The sequence below is a fragment of the Paraburkholderia sp. SIMBA_030 genome (genome assembly GCF_046535245.1).
In the GTDB taxonomy this organism is placed as follows: domain Bacteria; phylum Pseudomonadota; class Gammaproteobacteria; order Burkholderiales; family Burkholderiaceae; genus Paraburkholderia.
In genome coordinates this window covers 1-19029 of sequence record NZ_JAWRXB010000027.1, presented here as the reverse complement: position 1 = coordinate 19029, position 19029 = coordinate 1, and the positions used below count along the sequence as shown (strand labels likewise).

19 protein-coding genes are annotated in these 19029 nt (G+C 62.7%); 5 read left to right on the top strand and 14 right to left on the bottom strand.

Going from position 1 to position 19029, the window contains the following annotated elements:
* The first annotated feature begins 28 nt into the window (after window positions 1-28).
* On the top strand, window positions 29-1819 hold the full coding sequence (locus SB772_RS34365) for a M61 family metallopeptidase (protein ID WP_410837581.1): 1791 nt from the start codon (window positions 29-31) through the stop codon (window positions 1817-1819).
* A gap of 154 nt (window positions 1820-1973) precedes the next feature.
* Complete coding sequence (locus tag SB772_RS34360; RefSeq protein ID WP_410837580.1) at window positions 1974-2570, top strand: FMN-dependent NADH-azoreductase; 597 nt, start codon at window positions 1974-1976, stop codon at window positions 2568-2570.
* A 107-nt stretch (window positions 2571-2677) separates the two neighbouring features.
* Here SB772_RS34360 and SB772_RS34355 read toward each other — a convergent pair whose 3' ends face one another.
* From SB772_RS34355 to rpe, 8 genes are all read right to left on the bottom strand, one after another.
* Window positions 2678-3514, bottom strand: coding sequence for a uracil-DNA glycosylase (locus SB772_RS34355; RefSeq protein ID WP_410837579.1), 837 nt, complete (start codon window positions 3512-3514; stop codon window positions 2678-2680).
* A gap of 209 nt (window positions 3515-3723) precedes the next feature.
* Window positions 3724-4350 carry a CYTH domain-containing protein gene (locus SB772_RS34350; protein ID WP_410837578.1) on the bottom strand — a complete coding sequence of 209 codons (627 nt, stop codon included), beginning with the start codon at window positions 4348-4350 and terminating at the stop codon, window positions 3724-3726.
* Window positions 4351-4387: 37 nt separating this feature from the next.
* Window positions 4388-5173: an indole-3-glycerol phosphate synthase TrpC gene (gene trpC / locus SB772_RS34345; RefSeq protein WP_410837577.1), complete on the bottom strand. Its 786-nt coding sequence runs from the start codon at window positions 5171-5173 to the stop codon at window positions 4388-4390.
* A gap of 18 nt (window positions 5174-5191) precedes the next feature.
* Window positions 5192-6223: an anthranilate phosphoribosyltransferase gene (gene trpD / locus SB772_RS34340; RefSeq protein WP_341315698.1), complete on the bottom strand. Its 1032-nt coding sequence runs from the start codon at window positions 6221-6223 to the stop codon at window positions 5192-5194.
* Window positions 6224-6240: 17 nt separating this feature from the next.
* Window positions 6241-6834 (bottom strand): aminodeoxychorismate/anthranilate synthase component II, encoded by a 594-nt coding sequence (locus SB772_RS34335; RefSeq protein ID WP_410837576.1) that lies wholly within the window; start codon window positions 6832-6834, stop codon window positions 6241-6243.
* 13 nt (window positions 6835-6847) lie between these two features.
* Window positions 6848-8341: an anthranilate synthase component I gene (gene trpE / locus SB772_RS34330; RefSeq protein WP_410837575.1), complete on the bottom strand. Its 1494-nt coding sequence runs from the start codon at window positions 8339-8341 to the stop codon at window positions 6848-6850.
* Between the two features lie 371 nt (window positions 8342-8712).
* Complete coding sequence (locus tag SB772_RS34325; protein ID WP_410837574.1) at window positions 8713-9429, bottom strand: phosphoglycolate phosphatase; 717 nt, start codon at window positions 9427-9429, stop codon at window positions 8713-8715.
* 15 nt (window positions 9430-9444) lie between these two features.
* Window positions 9445-10128, bottom strand: a complete 684-nt coding sequence (rpe, locus tag SB772_RS34320; RefSeq protein WP_410837667.1) for a ribulose-phosphate 3-epimerase — start codon at window positions 10126-10128, stop codon at window positions 9445-9447.
* Between the two features lie 278 nt (window positions 10129-10406).
* Between rpe and apaG the strand changes: the two genes are divergently transcribed.
* Window positions 10407-10781 carry a Co2+/Mg2+ efflux protein ApaG gene (apaG, locus tag SB772_RS34315; RefSeq protein ID WP_410837573.1) on the top strand — a complete coding sequence of 125 codons (375 nt, stop codon included), beginning with the start codon at window positions 10407-10409 and terminating at the stop codon, window positions 10779-10781.
* Between the two features lie 46 nt (window positions 10782-10827).
* Here apaG and SB772_RS34310 read toward each other — a convergent pair whose 3' ends face one another.
* Window positions 10828-11127, bottom strand: coding sequence for a hypothetical protein (locus tag SB772_RS34310; RefSeq protein ID WP_410837676.1), 300 nt, complete (start codon window positions 11125-11127; stop codon window positions 10828-10830).
* Here SB772_RS34310 and SB772_RS34305 point away from each other — a divergent pair.
* Entirely contained in the window at window positions 11018-12142 is a 1125-nt protein-coding gene (locus tag SB772_RS34305; RefSeq protein ID WP_410837572.1) for a murein transglycosylase A, read from the top strand. The genes SB772_RS34310 and SB772_RS34305 overlap by 110 nt on opposite strands.
* A 124-nt stretch (window positions 12143-12266) precedes the next feature.
* Here the strand turns inward: SB772_RS34305 and paaK are convergent, their stop codons facing one another.
* The 5 genes from paaK to paaN all read right to left on the bottom strand — a co-directional run bounded on the left by paaK (window position 12267) and on the right by paaN (window position 18036).
* A complete protein-coding gene (gene paaK, locus SB772_RS34300) occupies window positions 12267-13571 on the bottom strand; it encodes a phenylacetate--CoA ligase PaaK (RefSeq protein WP_410837571.1) in 1305 nt (434 codons plus the stop codon).
* Window positions 13572-13696: 125 nt separating this feature from the next.
* Entirely contained in the window at window positions 13697-14158 is a 462-nt protein-coding gene (gene paaI / locus SB772_RS34295; protein ID WP_410837570.1) for a hydroxyphenylacetyl-CoA thioesterase PaaI, read from the bottom strand.
* Between the two features lies 1 nt (window position 14159).
* On the bottom strand, window positions 14160-14951 hold the full coding sequence (gene paaG / locus SB772_RS34290) for a 2-(1,2-epoxy-1,2-dihydrophenyl)acetyl-CoA isomerase PaaG (RefSeq protein WP_410837569.1): 792 nt from the start codon (window positions 14949-14951) through the stop codon (window positions 14160-14162).
* A 54-nt stretch (window positions 14952-15005) separates the two neighbouring features.
* On the bottom strand, window positions 15006-16208 hold the full coding sequence (gene pcaF, locus SB772_RS34285) for a 3-oxoadipyl-CoA thiolase (RefSeq protein ID WP_410837568.1): 1203 nt from the start codon (window positions 16206-16208) through the stop codon (window positions 15006-15008).
* Window positions 16209-16335: 127 nt separating this feature from the next.
* The gene (paaN, locus tag SB772_RS34280) at window positions 16336-18036 is read right to left on the bottom strand and encodes a phenylacetic acid degradation protein PaaN (RefSeq protein WP_410837567.1); all 1701 of its coding nucleotides are present in this window, start codon (window positions 18034-18036) and stop codon (window positions 16336-16338) included.
* 131 nt (window positions 18037-18167) lie between these two features.
* Between paaN and SB772_RS34275 the strand changes: the two genes are divergently transcribed.
* Entirely contained in the window at window positions 18168-18944 is a 777-nt protein-coding gene (locus SB772_RS34275) for an enoyl-CoA hydratase (RefSeq protein WP_410837566.1), read from the top strand.
* The last annotated feature ends 85 nt before the right edge of the window (window positions 18945-19029 follow it).

Here is a 19029-nt window from a genome sequence, read left to right as displayed (position 1 = left end):
CTCGCCTGAAATCTCCCAACCGCCGCCGATGAAGCCGATCCGCTACACCATCGTTCCCAAGCAGCCCGCAGCACATCTGTTCGAAGTCACCGTGACCGTCGCCGATCCCGATCCGGCCGGCCAGCGTTTCATGCTGCCGGTGTGGATTCCGGGCAGCTACATGGTGCGCGAATTCGCGCGCAACATCGTCACGCTGCGTGCCTTCAACGACGCGGGCCGCAAAGTGCGCGTCGAGAAGACGGACAAGCAGACGTGGCAGGCCGCGCCGGTCAAAGGTGCGCTGACGCTGCGCTACGAAGTGTATGCATGGGATCTGTCGGTGCGCGCAGCGCATCTGGACGACACGACCGGCTTTTTCAACGGCACCAGCGTGTTTCTGTCGCCGCTCGGTCACGAGGAAGCGCAGTGCGTGGTGGATATTCAGAAGCCGGAGGGTCCGGCGTATCGCAACTGGCGGGTCGCGACCGCGTTGCCGGAAGCGCGCGGAACCCGGCGCTACGGTTTCGGCGAGTACCGCGCGCAGAACTACGACGAGCTGATCGATCATCCGGTCACGCTGGGTGAATTCGCGCTGGCGACCTTCAAGGCGCATGGCGTGCCGCACGACATCGTGATCGCCGGGCGTGTGGTCGGGCTCGACATGGCGCGGCTGTCCGCCGACCTGAAGCGCATCTGCGAAGCGCAGATCGCGTTGTTCGAGCCGAAGTCGAAGAAAGCGCCGGTCGAGCGCTATGTGTTCATGACGCAGGCTGTTGCCGACGGTTACGGCGGCCTGGAGCATCGCGCGTCGACGGCGCTGATCTGCAGCCGCGGCGATCTTCCGGTGGAAGGCCGCGAAGCGCTCACCGAAGGCTACCGAACCTACCTCGGCCTGTGCAGCCACGAATATTTCCACACGTGGAACGTGAAGCGCATCAAGCCGGCCGTATTTGCGCCGTACGACCTCACCCGCGAGAACTACACGTCGCTGCTGTGGCTATTCGAAGGCTTCACGTCGTATTACGACGATTTGATGCTGGTGCGCAGCGGCGTCATTACGCAGGAAGACTATCTCGGCATGGTCGGCAAGGTGATCGGCGGCGTGCTGCGCGGCAGCGGCCGCCAGAAGCAGACGGTCGCCGAGAGCTCGTTCGACGCGTGGGTCAAGTATTACCGGCAGGACGAAAACGCGCCGAACGCGATCGTCAGCTATTACACGAAGGGCTCGCTTGTCGCGCTGGCGTTCGATCTGACGATTCGCGCGCAAACCAGTAACCGCAAATCGCTCGATGACGTAATGCGTCTGCTGTGGCAGCGCTTCGGGCGGGACTTTTATCGTGGCAAGCCGAGCGGCGTCGAAGAAAGCGAGATCGAGGCGATTTTCGCGGAAGCGACCGGCGCGCAGCTGGGCGAACTGTTTGCCGACGCCGTGCACGGCACGCGCGACCTGCCGCTCGACACGCTGCTGGCGCCGTACGGTGTCACGCTCGCACCCGAGCCGGACAAGAACGGCAAGCCTTCGCTCGGCGCGCGCGTGCGCGGCGGCGCGGATTGCACGCTAACGGCCGTCCACGACGGCAGCGCGGCGCAAAAAGCCGGGCTGTCGGCCGGCGACGTGCTGATCGCGATCGACGGCCTGCGCGTGACCGGCTCGAATCTTGACACGCTGCTGTCACGCTATCTGCCGGGCGCGAAAGTTGAGGTTCACGCGTTCCGCCGCGACGAGCTGCGCACCGCGCAAGTCAAGCTGGACGGCCCTGAGGTGGCGCGCTACAAGCTCACCGCGAGCGACGGGCGGCCCGCCGCGCGCAAGGCGCGTGGCCGCTGGCTGGTAAGCTGATCGTAATCATGGCCGTCGTAAATCGACGGCGCAGGGCGGCGGATTGTTCTATCCATGCAACAATCCGTCGCTGCCGGATGGCTTTTTCCCGGGCTGGTAAAAAAACACAATGGCTCCACTCGCGCAACACTGCGCGCCCCTACTGGAGTCAACCATGACCACGATCCTGCAAATCAACTCGGCAGCCCGCTCGCAAGGCGCAAACTCGACGTTGCTCGTCAACGAACTGACCGCCAAGCTGCAACAATCGAATCCGGGCGCGCAAGTCGTCGTCCGTGACCTGCAAGCTGAACCGCTGCCGCACCTGGACGACGCCGTCCTCGGCGCGTTCTTCACGCCGGCCGACCAGCGCACGCCGGAACAAGCCGCGATTTCTGCACGCAGCGAAGCGCTGATCGCCGAACTGCAAGCCGCCGACATCGTCGTGATCGGTGCGCCGATGTACAACTTCGGTATTTCGTCGCAACTGAAGACGTACTTCGACTTCATCGCACGCGCTGGCATCACCTTCCAGTACACGGCGAACGGTCCGGAAGGTCTCGTGAAGGGCAAGAAGGTTTACGTGGTGTCGGCACGCGGCGGCAAGTATCTGGGCACCCCGAACGACAGCCAAACCCCGTATCTGAAGAGCTTCCTCGGCTTCCTCGGCATGACCGATGTGAACTTCATCTACGCCGAAGGCCTGAACATGGGCCCGGACGCAGCAGGTGCGGCGCTGGCGAGCGCGCGCGAAGCGATCGCTGCTGCGTAAGGTGTGCTCCGCCGCGCCAGTTTTATCGCGGCGAATGAAAAAAACGCCACGGAATGTAAGTTCCGTGGCGTTTTTGTTTGTGCTTCAGCGCTGACGAAAACGCGGCTTTACGCGAGCATTTGCGCTTCGTCGGGCAAGCGCCAATCGATCGGTTGGCGGCCGTGCTTGGCGAGATACGCGTTGGCCGACGCAAAATGCCCGCAGCCGAGAAAGCCGCGGTGCGCCGACAGCGGCGACGGATGCGGCGCTTCCAGCACGTAATGCGACTTGCCGCCGAGCAGCGCGCGTTTCGCTTGCGCATGCGCGCCCCACAGCATGAAGACCAGGCCGTCGTGGCGCATCGCCAGTTCGTGAATCAAGGTGTCCGTGCATTTCTCCCAGCCGCGTTTCGCGTGGCTCGCAGCCGAATTGCGCTCGACGGTCAGCACCGTGTTCAGCAGCAGCACGCCTTGTCTGGCCCAAGCGTCGAGGCAGCCGTGACGCGGCGGCTCGTAGCCCAGGCTCGCGGCGATTTCCTTGAAGATGTTGCGCAGCGACGGCGGCGGACGCACGGCCGGCGGCACGGAAAACGCGAGTCCGTGGGCTTGCGGCGTGCCGCGGTCTTCGCCGTGGTACGGATCCTGGCCGAGGATCACGACTTTTACTTCGTCGGGACTGGTTAGGCGCAGCGCGCGAAAGACGTCGGCGGGGTAGACGGTTTTGCCGGCCGCGCGCTCACCGTCGATGAACCGGCACAGCGGCGCGTAGGCGTCGCTTTCGGTGAACGGACGGAGATGCTCGCGCCAGGCGGGTGGCAGGGCGGCGAATTGGGCTTCTAGCGTTGGCGGGGCATCGGTGCTGGCTGATTGCATCTGCATGGCCGCTGCGTTGGCGGGCGTGGTGGTGGCGTCGCCGAACAACGAGGCCTGCGACGGATTGGTGCGGTTGCGGGAAGCTGAGGTCATGGCGGAGAAGTGTCGCAGCAAACGCGCTGTTGCTCAAGATGCGTTCGCTGCGCGGCGTTGGCGCAAGGCACAGTCTGACGGGAAGCGGGCGGAGCGGGTGTCATGCGGCCGCGCGTGATTGGTTTTATGGTTGGCCTGTAAGGCGAGCAGCGACCCGAACTGCAACCGGCCCGACCAGCGCGATGCGTCGTCGCGCTTGCCACCACCGCTCAGGCTGCCCGCAACTGATACCCGCGTTGCGCTTTGCTGATGTTGTCCGGCGCAAGGCCGGCGACCTGTTTGCCGAGCTCGCTCGCGAGCGTGTTCAGCGCGGCTTCATCGCCGGATTTCAGTTCGAGTTCGACTTCTGAGATCGGCGCGCGGCGGGTTTCGCCGTTTACCTCCGCGAGCACGTCGCCTTGGTCGATCGCGGCTTCGACTTCTGAGCCGTCCAGCTCGATATGCCAGAGCGTGCGCGTGAAGTTCGTGCGGAACAGTTCGATCAACGCCGGCGCTGCCTGGCGCAAGGCCTCTGCGGCAGCGGGTTCGTCGCACGCGTGCAGCAAAGCGTCGATCTCGAGTTTTTCACCGGCCACCGGCATTTCCCATTCGTGCCGGCTGTGCAAACCATGCTTCGCATTGCCCACCGTCTTGTAGGTTTGCAGCCAGCCGTCCGGCGTGTGCCGCAGGCGCAGCGCGCTCTTCGCACTCGCTAAAGCCAGTTTGGGCGTATCGAAGTAAATATTCGCCAGCTTGACCGGGCGGCCCTCGTCGCCGGTGCGCGCGACGAACCACCGCGTCGCCGCGTTCACCTGGCTCACCGGCAGCGCCAGCTTGATTTCCCGTTCCATGCTCATGATTGGTTCCGCTACATGCTGCGTGCTGAAGCCGCGTTCAGAAAAACATCCGCGCAAGTTCCACGCCCGGCTCTTCTGCGCGCATGAACGCCTCGCCGACGAGGAATGTATGCACGTCCATCGCCCGCAACCGTTCGACATCGACGCGCGACAGGAGACCCGACTCGGTGACGACGATACGGTCGTCCGGAATCGATTCGAGCATGCCGATGGTCGTGTCGATCGACGTTTCGAACGTGCGCAGATTGCGGTTGTTGATGCCGATTAGCGGCGTCTTCAGCGTGAGCGCTTCCGTCAATTCGTTGCGGTCATGCACTTCGACCAGTACCGCCAGACCCAGCGAATGCGCGAGCGCTTCGAGATCCTGCATCTGCGACGTTTCGAGCGCGGCAGCGATCAGCAGGATCGCGTCGGCGCCCATCGCGCGGGCCTCGACGATCTGATACGGATCGACGATGAAGTCTTTGCGCAGCACCGGCAGGCTGCAGGCGGCGCGCGCCTGTTCGAGATACGCAATGCTGCCCTGGAAGAACTGCACGTCGGTGAGAACGGAGAGACAGGCTGCGCCGTGTTTTTCGTACGAGCGGGCGATATCCGCCGGCACGAAATGCTCGCGTAGCACGCCCTTGGATGGGCTCGCTTTTTTCACCTCGGCGATCACGGCGGCAAGACCTGCTGCGTGTTTCGCGCGCAGTGCGCCGACGAAATCGCGAATATCGCGTGTCGACGCTTCGAGGCGCAGTTCTTCAAGCGGCGCGCTCTGTTCGGCCGCGCGGACTTCTTCGCGTTTGACCGCGATGATGCGGTCGAGGATGTCGCTCATGAGTGTCTCGCTACGTGGTTACTGCTTGAATTGCTGGGTGAATCGGATCAGTTCGTCGACCTTCGCGCGTGCTTTGCCGCTCGCGATCGCTTCCCGCGCCAACTGGATGCCGTCCGCAATCGATGCCGCCACGTTCGCCGAATACAGCGCCGTGCCGGCGTTCAGCGTGACGATTTCGCGCGCGACGCCAGGCTTGTTGTCGAGCGCTTCGAGCAGCATCACTTTGGATTCGGCGGCGTCGGCCACTTTCAGTGTGCGGTTCGACACCATCTGCATGCCGAAGTCTTCCGGATGAATCTCGTACTCGTGCACCTCGCCGTCGCGCAGTTCGCCGACTTGCGTGGCCGCGCCGAGCGAGACTTCGTCCATGCCGTCCATACCGTACACCACCAGCACGTGTTTCGCGCCGAGGCGCTGCATCACGCGCACCTGAATGCCGACGAGGTCGGCGTGGAATACGCCCATCAGCTGATTCGGCGCGCCGGCCGGATTGGTCAGCGGTCCGAGAATGTTGAAGATGGTCCGCACGCCGAGCTCGCGGCGCACTGGCGCGATATTCTTCATGGCCGGATGATGGTTCGGCGCGAACATGAAGCCCATGCCGGTTTCGGCAATCGATGCCGCCACCTGTTCCGGCTGCAGATCGATATTGACGCCGAGCGCTTCGAGCACGTCCGCGCTGCCCGACTTGCTCGACACGCCGCGATTGCCGTGCTTCGCGACCTTTGCGCCGGCCGCGGCGGAGACGAACATCGTTGCCGTGGAAATGTTGAAGGTGTGCGAACCGTCGCCGCCGGTGCCGACGATATCGACGAAGTTCGAGTTGTCCTGCACCTCGACGTGCCGGGCAAATTCACGCATCACCGTGGCGGCAGCGGTGATTTCGCCGATGGTCTCTTTTTTGACGCGCAAGCCGGTGATGATCGCCGCCGCCATCACGGGCGACAGTTCGCCGCGCATGATGAGGCGCATCAGGTGCAGCATTTCGTCGTGGAAAATTTCGCGGTGCTCGATCGTGCGCTGCAACGCTTCCTGGGGCGTAATCGTCATGATGTCGTCTCTCTTCATCAAGCGTTGCGTGGTGTCGCGGCGGTCTTCGACTGCTTTACGAAATTCTCGAGCAGCGCGTGGCCGTGTTCGGACAGGATCGACTCCGGATGGAATTGCACGCCTTCTACAGCCAGCTCCCTGTGACGCACGCCCATGATTTCGCCGTCCTCGGTCCATGCGGACACTTCGAGGCAGTCGGGCAGCGATTCGCGTTCGATCGCGAGCGAGTGATAGCGGGTCACGACGAAATGCTTCGGCAGGTCGGCGAATACGCCTTTGCAGTCGGTTTCGATGGTGCTCACCTTGCCGTGCATGATGGTTTGCGCACGCACCACGCGGCCGCCGAACGCTTCACCGATCGCCTGATGGCCGAGGCAGACGCCGAGAATCGGCATCTTGCCGGCGAATTCGCGCAGTACGTCCAGCGTAATGCCGGCGTGTTGCGGATTGCTCGGGCCAGGCGACAGGCAGATGCGCTCGGGGTTGAGTTTTGCGATTTCGTCCAGCGTGATTTCGTCGTTCCGATAGGTGCGCACGTCTTCGCCAAGTTCGCCGAAGTACTGCACCAGGTTGTAGGTGAACGAATCGTAGTTGTCGATCATTAGCAGCATGGTCTGTCTCCGGTCAGAAGTCGCTATCGAGGCCGTCTTGCACCTGCTCGGCGGCGCGCAATACCGCACGCGCCTTGTTCTCGGTCTCTTGCCATTCGGATTCCGGCACCGAATCCGCGACCACACCCGCTGCCGCCTGCACATACAGATTGCCGTTATGGATCACGCCGGTGCGAATCGTGATGGCCATGTCCATTTCGCCCGTGAACGACAGATAGCCGACTGCGCCGCCGTACAAGCCGCGCTTCACGGGTTCCAGTTCGTCGATCAACTCCATTGCGCGGACCTTCGGCGCGCCGGACAGCGTGCCGGCCGGGAAGGTAGCGCGCAGCACGTCGAAATTGGTGGTGCCGGGTTTCAGCTTGCCTTCGACCGAACTCACGATGTGCTGCACGTGCGAGTACTTTTCGATCGCCATCTGATCGGTGACGGTCACCGAGCCGATCTGCGAAATACGGCCGACGTCGTTACGCGCGAGGTCGATCAGCATCACGTGCTCGGCGATTTCCTTCGGATCGTTCAGCAGTTCGGTGGCGAGTTCTGCATCGCGTTCCGGCGTATTGCCGCGCGGACGCGTGCCGGCGAGCGGGCGGATCGTCACGATGCGGTCTTCGCCGCGCTTTTCCTGGCGCACCAGGATTTCCGGCGACGCACCGACCACGTGGAAGTCGCCGAAGTTGTAGTAATACATATACGGCGACGGATTCAGCGAGCGCAGCGCGCGATACAGCGACAACGGATTGTCGCGATACGGCTTGGTCAGACGCTGGCCGACCTGAACCTGCATCAACTCGCCGGCGGCGATGTATTCCTTCGCCTTGCGCACGGCGGCCAGATAGTCGTCTTTCGCGAATTCGCGGTAGGTCTCGGTGCGCACGCTGGCCGACGTGACCGGCGGCTGCACGGTCGCGCGCAAACGCTGACGCAAATCACGCAGACGCTGTTTGGCTCGCGTGTAGGCTTCCGGCTGCGTCGGATCGGCGTAGACCACGAGGTAAAGCTTGCCCGCGAGGTTATCGATCACCGCAACTTCTTCGGTCAGCAGCAACTGGATGTCGGGCAGGTTCAGATCGTCTTTCGGCGCGGTGTGAGCGAGCTTTTTCTCGATGTAGCGCACTGCATCATAGCCGAAGTAACCAGCCAGCCCGCCCGCGAAACGCGGCAAGCCGGGGCGTTGCGCGACTTTGAAGCGGCTCTGGAATTGCTGGATGAACTCGAGCGGATCGCCTTCGTGCGTTTCGACGACCTTGCCGTCCCGCACCACTTCCGACACGCCGTTACGGGTGCGCAGCAGCGTGCGCGCCGGCAGGCCGATGAACGAATAGCGGCCGAAGCGTTCGCCGCCCACCACCGATTCCAGCAGGAACGAGTTGGCGCCGTTGCGTTCGCTTTGCGCGAGCTTCAGGTAGAGCGAGAGCGGCGTTTCGAGGTCGGCGAGCGCTTCGGCGATCAGCGGAATGCGATTGAAACCCTCATTGGCGAGGGACTGGAATTCGAGTTCGGTCATGTTCCGATCCTGTTCGTACGTCCGGCGGCAGCGTGCGTCGGACAAAGCGGGGCGTTGCGCGGCCGGTCAGGCATTCGTTCGACGTTTCGACACGATGATACCGACCGGCGCGAGTTTCCCATCGACGCATGCAACGGGTTTCAGCACATAAGCGGTACTTTGCGGGTACACGAAGGCCGAATCAACCGATGTAGCGAAACAAGGTGATGGAAAAAACGCGTGAGCGCAGCGAAGTAAAAAACGGTTGCGGAAGACGAGCTTCAGCGTACCTCAGGCGAGGTTAGCGCGACCAGCGACGCCAGGGCCAGGCTCCCCGGTCGATGCTAATCAGACTCCGTTTTTTATTCAGAAACATGAGGATGAAGGACTTTTCAAGTCGTGGATTGGTGCGCTGCGATAGCCTTCGCGGCATCGAGCAGCGAGGCAACTATACCATCGGATTTTATTGTTTGTATAGCTTGGCCGTGGTTGTAGCCGTAAGGCACCGTCAGCGTCGCCATGCCTGCGGCGCGGCCTGCCAGCGCGTCGTTTTCCGAATCGCCGATGGCTACCGTGGCTTGCGGCTCGACACCTAACTGTGCCGCGGCGGTGAGCATCGGCAACGGATCCGGTTTCTTCTTCGGCAGGCTGTCGCCGCCGAGCACGACACTGAAATACTGGTTGAGCCCGTACTGCTGCAGCAATTCAACCGCGAAACGATGCGGTTTGTTGGTGACGCAGGCGAGCTTGAGGCCGGCATCGCGCATGGCGATCAGCCCGGCTTCGACATCGGGATATAGCCGCGTGTGCAAGCCATTGATCTTCGCGTACTCCGCCTGATAGATCGCAAGCGCCTCGTCGAAACGGTCCTGCGCGTGGGCCGTTTCGAAGCGCGGCGCCAGCACGCTGCGGATCAGATGCTCCGAACCCTTGCCGACATAGCCGACCACTTCCTCGCGCGAAGTCTCCGTCGCATCGAGTTGCGCGAGCATGCCGTTCAGGCCGGCGGTGAAATCGTCGGCGGTGTCGATCATCGTGCCGTCGAGGTCGATGATTGCGGCTTGCAGACGCGGGCCGGTGAAGGTCGGGGTAGGGAACGCAGTCGTCATGCTCAGTATTCGATCTCAGTGCTGGATGTTGGCGAGCGCGCTGCGCATCTTGTCGATCACGGCCTTGTGATCCGGCGCGCCGAAGATCGCCGAGCCGGCCACGAACGTGTCCGCGCCAGCCGCCGCGATTTCGGCGATGTTGTCGATCTTCACGCCGCCGTCCACTTCGAGATGAATCTCGCGGCCGGTCTTTTCCGTGTACGCGTCGATCCGCTTGCGCGCCTCGCGTAGCTTGTTGAGCGCCTCGGGAATGAACGATTGGCCGCCGAAGCCCGGGTTCACCGACATGATCAGCACCAGGTCGAGCTTGTCCATCACGTGATCCAGATAATTCAGCGACGTAGCCGGATTGAACACGAGACCGGCCTTGCAGCCGTGGTCGCGAATCAGCGACAGCGTGCGGTCGATATGGTCCGAGCCTTCCGGATGGAAGCTGATCAGGTTGGCGCCGGCCTTGGCGAAATCCGGCACGATGCGGTCGACCGGACGCACCATCAAGTGCACGTCGATCGGCACGTCCACGTGCGGGCGGATCGCTTCGCAGACGAGCGGGCCGATCGTCAGATTCGGCACGTAGTGGTTGTCCATCACGTCGAAGTGAATCCAGTCGGCGCCGGCGGCGACAACGTTGCGGACTTCTTCGCCAAGGCGCGCGAAATCGGCGGACAGGATGCTGGGAGCGATGCGGAATTGCGTCATGGCGGGGGGCGGATGCAAGCGGGAAAACGCCATTTTACCGGTTTGTGCGGTTGCGAACTGGCTCGCGGGTGCATCGATGTGGGTTTCGAATGGCGTGCCGAAGGCGACAAAACGCCTTAAAAGCCCTTGGCCGAAGGGATTTGTCCGGTTGCGGGCGTGCCGCGCATCAAGCAGAATGCCAAACCATAAGCGCCGCTTCGCCAATGCACCCGCGAACCATTGGCGCTCGGGCCTCCCCGCGATTTTCCAGCCCCCCGTTTTATCAAACCGGAATCAGGATGAGTCAGTACGAATTCAGCGTCTCGGCGCAGGTGCAGTATCTGCTCGAAGAGTCGGACCCGGAGCGCCGCCAGTATGCGTTTGCATACACGCTGACTATCCGTAACAGCGGCCAGGTGCCGGCGCAACTGATTGCGCGCCACTGGGTGATCACCGATAGCGACAAGAACGTGCAAGAGGTGAAAGGTCTTGGCGTGGTCGGCCATCAGCCGCTGCTCAAACCCGGCGAGCAGTTCGAATATACGAGTTGGGCGGTGATCGCCACGCCCGTTGGCACGATGCGCGGCGAGTATTTCTGCGTGGCCGAGGACGGTGAACGCTTCGACGCGCCCGTGCCCGAGTTCATCCTGCGCATGCCACGTACGTTGCATTGAACCGAGGGCGCGGCCCGCGGTCTTTAAAGAGCTTTGCCGTGCAGCGTTACTGCGGTTTTTTCTGCTTTTGCTGTTCACTATTGTTGGCGCGTGCGGCTTTTTTCTTGCCGGACGATGTCCACACAACGATAAAGACGAGCAGGAAGAGCGCGAGGAGCGATTCCAGCGCGAAGATGAGCATCGGGTATTCGTCGAACAGATCAGACATGGCGGTTTCCATCAAGAACGAACATTGTATGCGTTTTGTCCGCACGGCCGGGGCATGGCTCGGGGCGCTTTCGGTTGCTGTCATGCTGGCTTCCTGCGGTGGCAGCGGTGCAGTCCGGCCTTCGGTTTCGCCGCCCACGGGCACCGCGATCATACCTGGACAGATTGCCCCGGCGCGGCTCACAGCAGTAGCATGGCAGCAAGTGCCGGGCTGGCAGGACGACTCGCTGATCGGCGCAACGGCCGCGTTGCGGCAAAACTGTCTGAGGCTGGCACGACAACCGAACTGGGCGCGCGCATGTGCGGCGGCCGCGCAGATCGACGACCTCGACGTTACCGGCGCGCGTGCATTTTTCGAGGCCTATTTCACGCCTTTCCAGCTAGCCAATAACGACGGCACGCTCGACGGCCTCGTCACCGGTTACTACGAGCCGTTGCTGCGCGGTTCGCGCACGCGGCACGGTGTGTACCAGACTGCGCTGTATCGCTGGCCGTCCGGTTATCGCGCCGGCGCGCCGCTACCGGCGCGTGCGCAACTCGAGCGCGCGGGCGTGCTAAACGGTAATGAACTGGTATGGGTCGACGATCCGATCGAAGCGTTCTTCCTGCAAGTACAAGGGTCCGGACGCATCGTGATGGAAGACGGCAGCGTGATGCGGCTCGGCTTTGGCGGCACGAACAATCAGCCGTACAAGTCGATCGGACGCTGGCTGCTCGATCGCGGCGAACTTACGCCGGCGCAGGCGACCATGCAGGGCATCAAGGCATGGGCGCGCGCAAATCCGGCACGGGTCGATGCGCTCCTCGACACGAATCCGCGTTTCGTGTTCTTCCGCGAAATGCCGTCCGGCGAGAGCGTACCGAGTGGCGGCGCCGACGGTCCGATCGGTGCGCTGGGTGTGCCACTGACGCCGGAACGGTCGATTGCCGTCGACCCGTCTTCGATTCCTCTTGGTACGCCGGTGTTTTTGCAGACCACGCGTCCATTGACGAACTCGCCGATGAATCGCCTCGTATTTGCGCAGGACACGGGTTCCGCGATCAAAGGCGGCGTGCGCGCCGATTACTTCTGGGGCCTCGGCGACGATGCCGGCGATCTGGCCGGCAAGATGAAGCAGGGCGGCCGGATGTGGCTGTTGCTGCCGAACTCCTGAGGGATTGGCGGCGCGCGGGCGGCATTGTCCTGACTGGGCATGCCGCCCTTGGCCGATCTTCTGCCCTGGCGTGTTGCAGTTGCGATGGCCTTCTGCTTTCACCCACCGGCGGCCGTCCGCCGGCTCAAGGCCCGGACTTGCGCTTGTCCACCACTCGTCGCGCCTTGCCCACCGAACGCTCGATTCCGTTCACAGCCAGCACATTGACTACCGCGCTGACCCCGATCAGCGCCTTGATGTCATAGGTCAGCGCCTGTTTTGCCGCGTGCAGCGCGGCTGTATCCGGCGCCGCTTCCGGGCAGGGCTCGACGTTCAGCGTCAATACATCGAGCGGACCTTCCTTCGTCAGCACGATTTGATAGTGAGGCGCGAGGGCGTGCTGCTTGAGCAGCAATTCTTCAATCTGCGTCGGGAACACGTTGACGCCGCGCACGATCATCATGTCGTCCGAGCGGCCGGTGATCTTTTCCATCCGGCGCATGGTGCGGGCGCTGCCCGGCAAGAGGCGTGTCAGATCGCGCGTCCGGTAACGGACGATCGGCAGCGCTTCCTTGGTCAACGACGTAAACACCAGTTCGCCGAGTTCGCCGTCCGGCAGCACCTCGCCGGTTTCGGGATCGATGATCTCGGGATAGAAATGATCTTCCCAGATGGTCGGGCCGTCTTTGGTCTCGACACACTCCGACGCCACGCCCGGTCCAATTATTTCGGACAAGCCATAAATATCGACCGCGTCGATGCCCATGCGTTTTTCAATCGCCTGGCGCATGTCGTTGGTCCACGGCTCCGCGCCGAAGATGCCGATGCGCAGCGAGCAGCTGGCCGGATCGACGCCTTGCCGTTCGAGTTCGTCGGCGATCGACAGCATGTAGCTTGGCGTCACCATGATGATGTCCGGGCGGAAATCCTGGATCAGTTGCACCTGCTTTTCGGTCTGACCGCCGCCGAACGGGATCACCGTCAGGCCCGCGCGCTCAGCGCCGTAGTGCGCGCCGAGGCCACCCGTGAACAGGCCATAGCCGTAGCTCACATGCACCTTATCGCCACGCTTCGCGCCGGCGGCACGGATCGAACGCGCCACGAGATTCGCCCACGTGTCGATATCGCGCGCGGTGTAACCGACCACCGTCGGCTTGCCCGTCGTTCCCGACGATGCGTGAATCCGAGATATCTGTTCCTGCGGCACTGCGAACATGCCGAAAGGGTAGTTGTCGCGCAGATCCTTCTTGGTTGTGAAGGGGAAGCGCGACAGGTCGGCGAGGGTCTTCACGTCGCTCGGATGAACGCCCGCTTCATCGAATTTGCCCCGATATACCGGCGAATTCTCGTAAGCGTGGTTCAGCGACCATTTGAGCCGTTCGAGCTGAAGCGCAGCAAGTTCGTCACGGCTGGCTGTCTCGATCGGATCGAGCGGGAGGGCGGTAGTCATCGAATGTCTCCTTGCTGCTTCAATGCTTGAGTCTGGTGAGCGGTGCGCGATCGGGTGTGAAAATCGGGGCTACGGGCTACGGGCTGCTCGGCGGGCTGGCTATCCATGCGCCGTTAATGTGCCGTTCAGTCACCCATAGGAATCAGGTTGCCTTTGATTTGCGCCGATTTGCCGCGAAACATCGCCACGGTTTCCTGAGCGCGATTCGTCACGCGAATATCGTAGATGCCGGTGCGGCCGCTCAGCGTTTGCTCGAAGGCTTCAGCCGTCAGCACGTCGCCGCCTTGCACCGGCCGCAGAAACTCGATCGAGCAGCCGGCCGCGACTGTGTTGATGTTGTAGGTGTTGCAGGCGAAGGCGAACGTGGAATCTGCGAGCGTGAAAATCAGGCCACCATGGCAGATCTGATGGCCGTTGAGGAAGTCGTCGCGCACGGCCATGCGCAAGCGCGCATATCCTGCGCGCACTTCTTCCACTTCGAGTCCGAGCGCCTGGCTGCATGCGTCGTTTTCGTACATGGCGGCAGCGGTTGCGCGGGCGAGTTCGTCCGGCGTCATGTGGGCGGGGCGGTTCGGTTGTGTAGACATGTCAGCAGCCCTCGAAGCGCGGCGCACGCTTTTCCACGAACGCTTGCACACCTTCGGCGTAATCGTGCGACGCACCGAGTTCGCGCTGCAAATCGCGTTCGAGATCGAGTTGCTGGTCGAGGGTTTGCGTTGCGCCCGCACGCATGGCCTGCTTGATCGCGGCGATGGCGCGCGTGGGTTGCTGTGCGAGTTGGGCCGCTAGCCTGGCCGCGGTGGCGGCGAGCTCCGCATCGTCAACCGTCTGCCAGATCAGCCCCCAGCTTTCGGCTTTCTCCGCGCTCAGTTTGTCGCCGGTGATGGCGAGGCCCAAGGCGCGTGCCATGCCTACGCGCTGTGGCAAAAACCAGGTGCCGCCCGAGTCCGGCACGAGACCAATCTTCACGAACGCTTGAATGAAGCTGGCCGAGCGAGCGGCAAGCACGAGATCGCAAGCCAGCGCGAGATTGGCGCCGGCTCCGGCAGCCGTGCCGTTGACCGCTGCGATCACCGGCAACGGCAGCGCTTGCAGCCGACGAATCAGCGGATTGAAATGCTCGTCGATCAGCTCGCCGAGATTGGTCATCGCGCCCGGCGTGAAGTCGAGATCCGCGAGATCCTGCCCGGCGCAGAAGCCGCGGCCCGCGCCGGTGAGCACGAGCGCACGTGCGCCGGATGCTTCGACCTGGCCGAGCGCGGCACTCAGTTCCCGATGCATCGCGCGCGTAAAGCTGTTGAGCTTGTCCGGGCGGTTTAGCGTGATGGTCGCTACATGGCTCGAGGCGTCGACGTCGACGCGGATCGCTTCATATGACATTGGGTGTCTCCTCAAAGTCTCTTTGACCGGTGCTCGCGGCGGCTCGACGTGATGTCAGAGCCGCTCGATCACCAATGCGATGCCTTGGCCGACGCCGATGCACATCGTGCAAAGCGCAAAGCGACCGTCGGTTCGTTCCAGCTGATACAGCGCTGTGGTGATCAAACGGGCGCCCGACGCGCCAAGCGGATGACCGAGTGCGATCGCTCCGCCATTCGGATTGACCCGTGGATCGTCGTCGCGCAGCCCAAGCGTGCGCAGAACTGCAAGTCCTTGCGATGCGAAGGCCTCGTTCAGTTCGATCACGTCGAATTGGTCGAGCGACATGCCCAGTTGCTTCAACAGCTTTTGCGTGGCCGGCGCCGGGCCGATGCCCATGATGCGCGGCTCGACCCCCGCCGTTGCCATGCCCACCACGCGTGCGCGGCGCCGCAGTCCGTATTGTTCGGCAGCCTCCCGATTCGCGAGCAACAGTGCGCAGGCGCCGTCGTTCACGCCCGATGCGTTGCCGGCGGTCACGCTGCCGTCGGCGCGGACCACGCCCTTGAGCTTGCCGAGGCTGTCGAGCGAAGTCTCGCGCGGATGTTCGTCAAACGTTACGCGCATGGGGTCGCCTTTCTTCTGCGCGATTTCGACGCCGACGATTTCCTGAGCCAGTGTGCCGTCGCGCTGTGCGCGAGCCGCCTTTTGCTGGCTCGATAGCGCAAAGACATCCTGATCCGCGCGGCTTATGCTGAATTCGACGGCGACGTTTTCCGCGGTCTCCGGCATCGAATCGACGCCGTATTGGCGCTTCATCAGCGGATTGATAAAGCGCCAGCCGATGGTCGTGTCGTGAATATCAGCTTGCCGCGAAAACGCGCTACTGGCCTTGCCCATCACGAACGGCGCACGCGTCATGCTGTCGACGCCGCCCGCGATCATCAGACGCGCTTCGCCCGCCTTGATGGCGCGCGCCGCGGTGCCGACCGCGTCCATGCCCGAGCCGCACAGGCGGTTGATGGTCGCGCCGGGCGCATTGGTCGGCAAACCAGCCAGCAATGCCGACATGCGGGCAACGTTGCGATTGTCTTCACCGGCCTGATTGGCGCAGCCATAGATCACATCGTCTAGCGCGAGCCAATCCACCCCTGGATTGCGCTCGATCAGCGCCTTGATCGGTACCGCACCGAGATCGTCGGCGCGGATATCCTTCAGGGCGCCGCCATAACGGCCGATAGGGGTGCGAATCGCGTCGCAAATGAAGGCGTCGTTCATGTGAGATTCCTGCTGGGACAGATCGGCGCGAAATGCCAATCCGATGTCTCATGTTAGTTAGGGTGCACGGTGCGGTCTATTCGGCCAAACGGCATAGGACGACAGCCGTGCTTTTGTCTTACGCCGTTTAGCCAGCTACCGCCGGCGCCGCTTTCGGTTCAACATGAACGCGGCTCTGAACTACGCGGAAGCGGTTCGCGACGAATGCGGCGTCAGCGAGCGCGGCGTTTGCTGCCGGATTCGCACCGGTGCCGTGGAAGTCGGAGAAGGCCGCCGATTGATTGACGAACACGCCGCCCGTCAAATTGATCGACAGTGCCACGCCGCCGCGAATCGACGCTTCATGCGCCTCGTCGAGCACAGCTTCGTCCGTGCTGTAGACCGACAGCGTCAGCGCGCCGTGCTCGGCGGCAGTCGCGCCGGCGAGATCGAGCGACTGCGCGGTCGAGTCCGTCGCGATGACGAACGAGATCGGGCCGAACCACTCCTTGGTGAACTGCGCGTGGTCCGTGGCGGCATCCAGCTGGAGCACAAGTGGTGTGCGCACGCGTGCGCCGGCAAAAGCAGGGTGTTCGAGCGACTGGCTCGCCACGAGAACGCGGCCGAGCTTGCCCGCTTCGTCGATACGTTGGGTTACGCCGTCGTTCTGAATCGCGCCGAGCAGTTCCACGGCACGGGCTGGGTCGGCAACCAGTTTTTGCACGGCGCCGGCAATGGCTTGAGCGACTTCGTCGAAACCAAGTGTGCCGTCAGCGGTGCGGATGCCGTCGCGCGGCACATAGATGTTTTGCGGAGCAGTGCACATCTGGCCCGAGTACAGGGCGAGCGAGAACGCGATATTGCGGGCGGCGGCTTTGATGTCGTCGACCGAGTCGATCACGATCTGGTTGACGCCGGCTTTTTCGGTGTAGACCTGCGCCTGATGCGCATTGCGCTCGAGCCACGTGCCGTTTTGCGTGCTGCCAGTGAAGTCGATCAGCTTGATGTCCGGGCGCAAGGCCAAATCCTGGACGAGCGGGCCATCGTTCGGTTCGGTCGCCAGCAGGGTGACGACGTTCGGATCGAAACCGGCTTCGCGCAGCACGTCGCGCGCGATTCGCACGGTCAGTGCGAGCGGCAGGATCGCCCCCGGATGCGGTTTGACGATGACCGTGTTGCCGGTGGCCAGATCGGCGAACAGGCCGGGGTAGCCGTTCCATGTCGGGAAGGTGCAGCAACCGAGCACAAGGCCAGTGCCGCGCGGCACAACGGTATAGCGCTTGTGCATCGCGAGCGGCGGATTTTTGCCCTGCGGCTTTTCCCAGTGGGCGTCCGCGGGGATACGGCGCAATTGGTCCCATGCATACACGACGGCTTCGAGCGCGCGGTCCTGTGCATGCGGGCCGCCGGCCTGGAAGGCCATCATGAATGCCTGGCCGGTTGTGTGCATTACGCTGTAGCCGATTTCGAAGCTGGCACGATTTACGCGAGCAAGGATCTCGAGACACACGCCGATCCATGCTTGCGGACCGGCTTCGCGCCAATCGCGCTGTGCGGCAGCGGCGGCGGCGATCAGCGCGTCAGGATCGGCCTTCGGATAGCGGACACCAAGCGGGAACCCAAACGGCGAGACTTCAGCCCCGACGGTTTCGCCGGTCGACGGCTGGTCAAGTTCGAAGGCCTTGTTCAGGTGTGTCTTGAACGCGGCTTCGCCGTCGGCGTTCGCTGTTTCCCCGTACACTTTCGGACTGGGCGTCTCGACGAATGGGCTCCAGTAGCCGCGCGTTTCAACCGCGGTGAGCGCCTTTTGCAGCGTGTCTTCGTGTTTGGTGAATAGCGGATGTGTCATGGCAGAGGGCTTGGCTGTACGTTGGGGAAAAGCCTGTCTAATAATTGACCGACCGGTTGGTTGGTGAATGTTAGCATTATTAAGACGGTCGCGCGAAGCGTTTTCGCGCGCCATCCACACTAGGAGGCGGCATGGCTTACGAGAACATTCTGGTTGAGACGCGGGGACGGGTCGGTTTGGTTACGCTGAATCGCCCGAAGGCGTTGAACGCTTTGAACGATGCGCTGATGGATGAATTGGGTGCTGCGCTGCGTGAGTTCGATGCGGACGACGCGATTGGTGCAATCGTGGTGACGGGAAGCGAGAAAGCGTTTGCCGCCGGCGCCGACATCGGCATGATGGCAACCTATTCCTATATGGACGTCTATAAAGGCGACTACATCACTCGCAACTGGGAAACGGTGCGCTCTATCCGCAAGCCGATCATCGCCGCCGTGGCCGGCTTCGCGCTTGGCGGCGGCTGCGAACTGGCGATGATGTGCGACATCATTTTTGCCGCTGACACCGCAAAGTTCGGCCAACCGGAAATCAAGCTCGGCATCATGCCGGGCGCAGGCGGCACGCAACGTCTACCGCGAGCTGTCTCGAAGGCGAAAGCAATGGACCTCTGCCTGACCGCCCGTTTCATGGATGCGGCTGAAGCGGAGCGCGCAGGATTGGTCTCGCGCATGATTCCGGCTGCGTCCTTAATTGACGAGGCAATCGCCGCGGCCGCGACCATCGCCGAGTTTCCTTTGCCTGCGGTGATGATGGTGAAGGAGTCGGTGAATCGCGCATATGAAACAACGCTGGCAGAAGGCGTGCATTTCGAGCGCCGCCTGTTCCACTCCCTGTTCGCGACTGAGGATCAGAAAGAGGGGATGGCCGCGTTCGTGGAGAAGCGGAAGCCTGTTTTCAAGCACCGTTAATATGCTTGTCAAAATAACGCTTGCAAGCCGTCGTCCGGCTCGCTAGAATCTCGCTCTTTCGCGCTTCGGACAACGGGGCGCGGGA

Coding starts and splice junctions, on each gene's coding strand:
- pcaF (WP_410837568.1), bottom strand. CDS start 16,208: ATGAACGACGCCTTCATTTGCGACGCGATTCGCACCCCTATCGGCCGT.
- SB772_RS34360 (WP_410837580.1), top strand. CDS start 1,974: ATGACCACGATCCTGCAAATCAACTCGGCAGCCCGCTCGCAAGGCGCA.
- SB772_RS34365 (WP_410837581.1), top strand. CDS start 29: ATGAAGCCGATCCGCTACACCATCGTTCCCAAGCAGCCCGCAGCACAT.
- paaK (WP_410837571.1), bottom strand. CDS start 13,571: ATGACTACCGCCCTCCCGCTCGATCCGATCGAGACAGCCAGCCGTGAC.
- apaG (WP_410837573.1), top strand. CDS start 10,407: ATGAGTCAGTACGAATTCAGCGTCTCGGCGCAGGTGCAGTATCTGCTC.
- SB772_RS34350 (WP_410837578.1), bottom strand. CDS start 4,350: ATGAGCATGGAACGGGAAATCAAGCTGGCGCTGCCGGTGAGCCAGGTG.
- SB772_RS34275 (WP_410837566.1), top strand. CDS start 18,168: ATGGCTTACGAGAACATTCTGGTTGAGACGCGGGGACGGGTCGGTTTG.
- SB772_RS34335 (WP_410837576.1), bottom strand. CDS start 6,834: ATGCTGCTAATGATCGACAACTACGATTCGTTCACCTACAACCTGGTG.
- SB772_RS34305 (WP_410837572.1), top strand. CDS start 11,018: ATGCGTTTTGTCCGCACGGCCGGGGCATGGCTCGGGGCGCTTTCGGTT.
- SB772_RS34325 (WP_410837574.1), bottom strand. CDS start 9,429: ATGACGACTGCGTTCCCTACCCCGACCTTCACCGGCCCGCGTCTGCAA.
- trpE (WP_410837575.1), bottom strand. CDS start 8,341: ATGACCGAACTCGAATTCCAGTCCCTCGCCAATGAGGGTTTCAATCGC.
- SB772_RS34355 (WP_410837579.1), bottom strand. CDS start 3,514: ATGACCTCAGCTTCCCGCAACCGCACCAATCCGTCGCAGGCCTCGTTG.
- paaN (WP_410837567.1), bottom strand. CDS start 18,036: ATGACACATCCGCTATTCACCAAACACGAAGACACGCTGCAAAAGGCG.
- rpe (WP_410837667.1), bottom strand. CDS start 10,128: ATGACGCAATTCCGCATCGCTCCCAGCATCCTGTCCGCCGATTTCGCG.
- paaI (WP_410837570.1), bottom strand. CDS start 14,158: ATGTCTACACAACCGAACCGCCCCGCCCACATGACGCCGGACGAACTC.
- trpC (WP_410837577.1), bottom strand. CDS start 5,173: ATGAGCGACATCCTCGACCGCATCATCGCGGTCAAACGCGAAGAAGTC.
- trpD (WP_341315698.1), bottom strand. CDS start 6,223: ATGACGATTACGCCCCAGGAAGCGTTGCAGCGCACGATCGAGCACCGC.
- paaG (WP_410837569.1), bottom strand. CDS start 14,951: ATGTCATATGAAGCGATCCGCGTCGACGTCGACGCCTCGAGCCATGTA.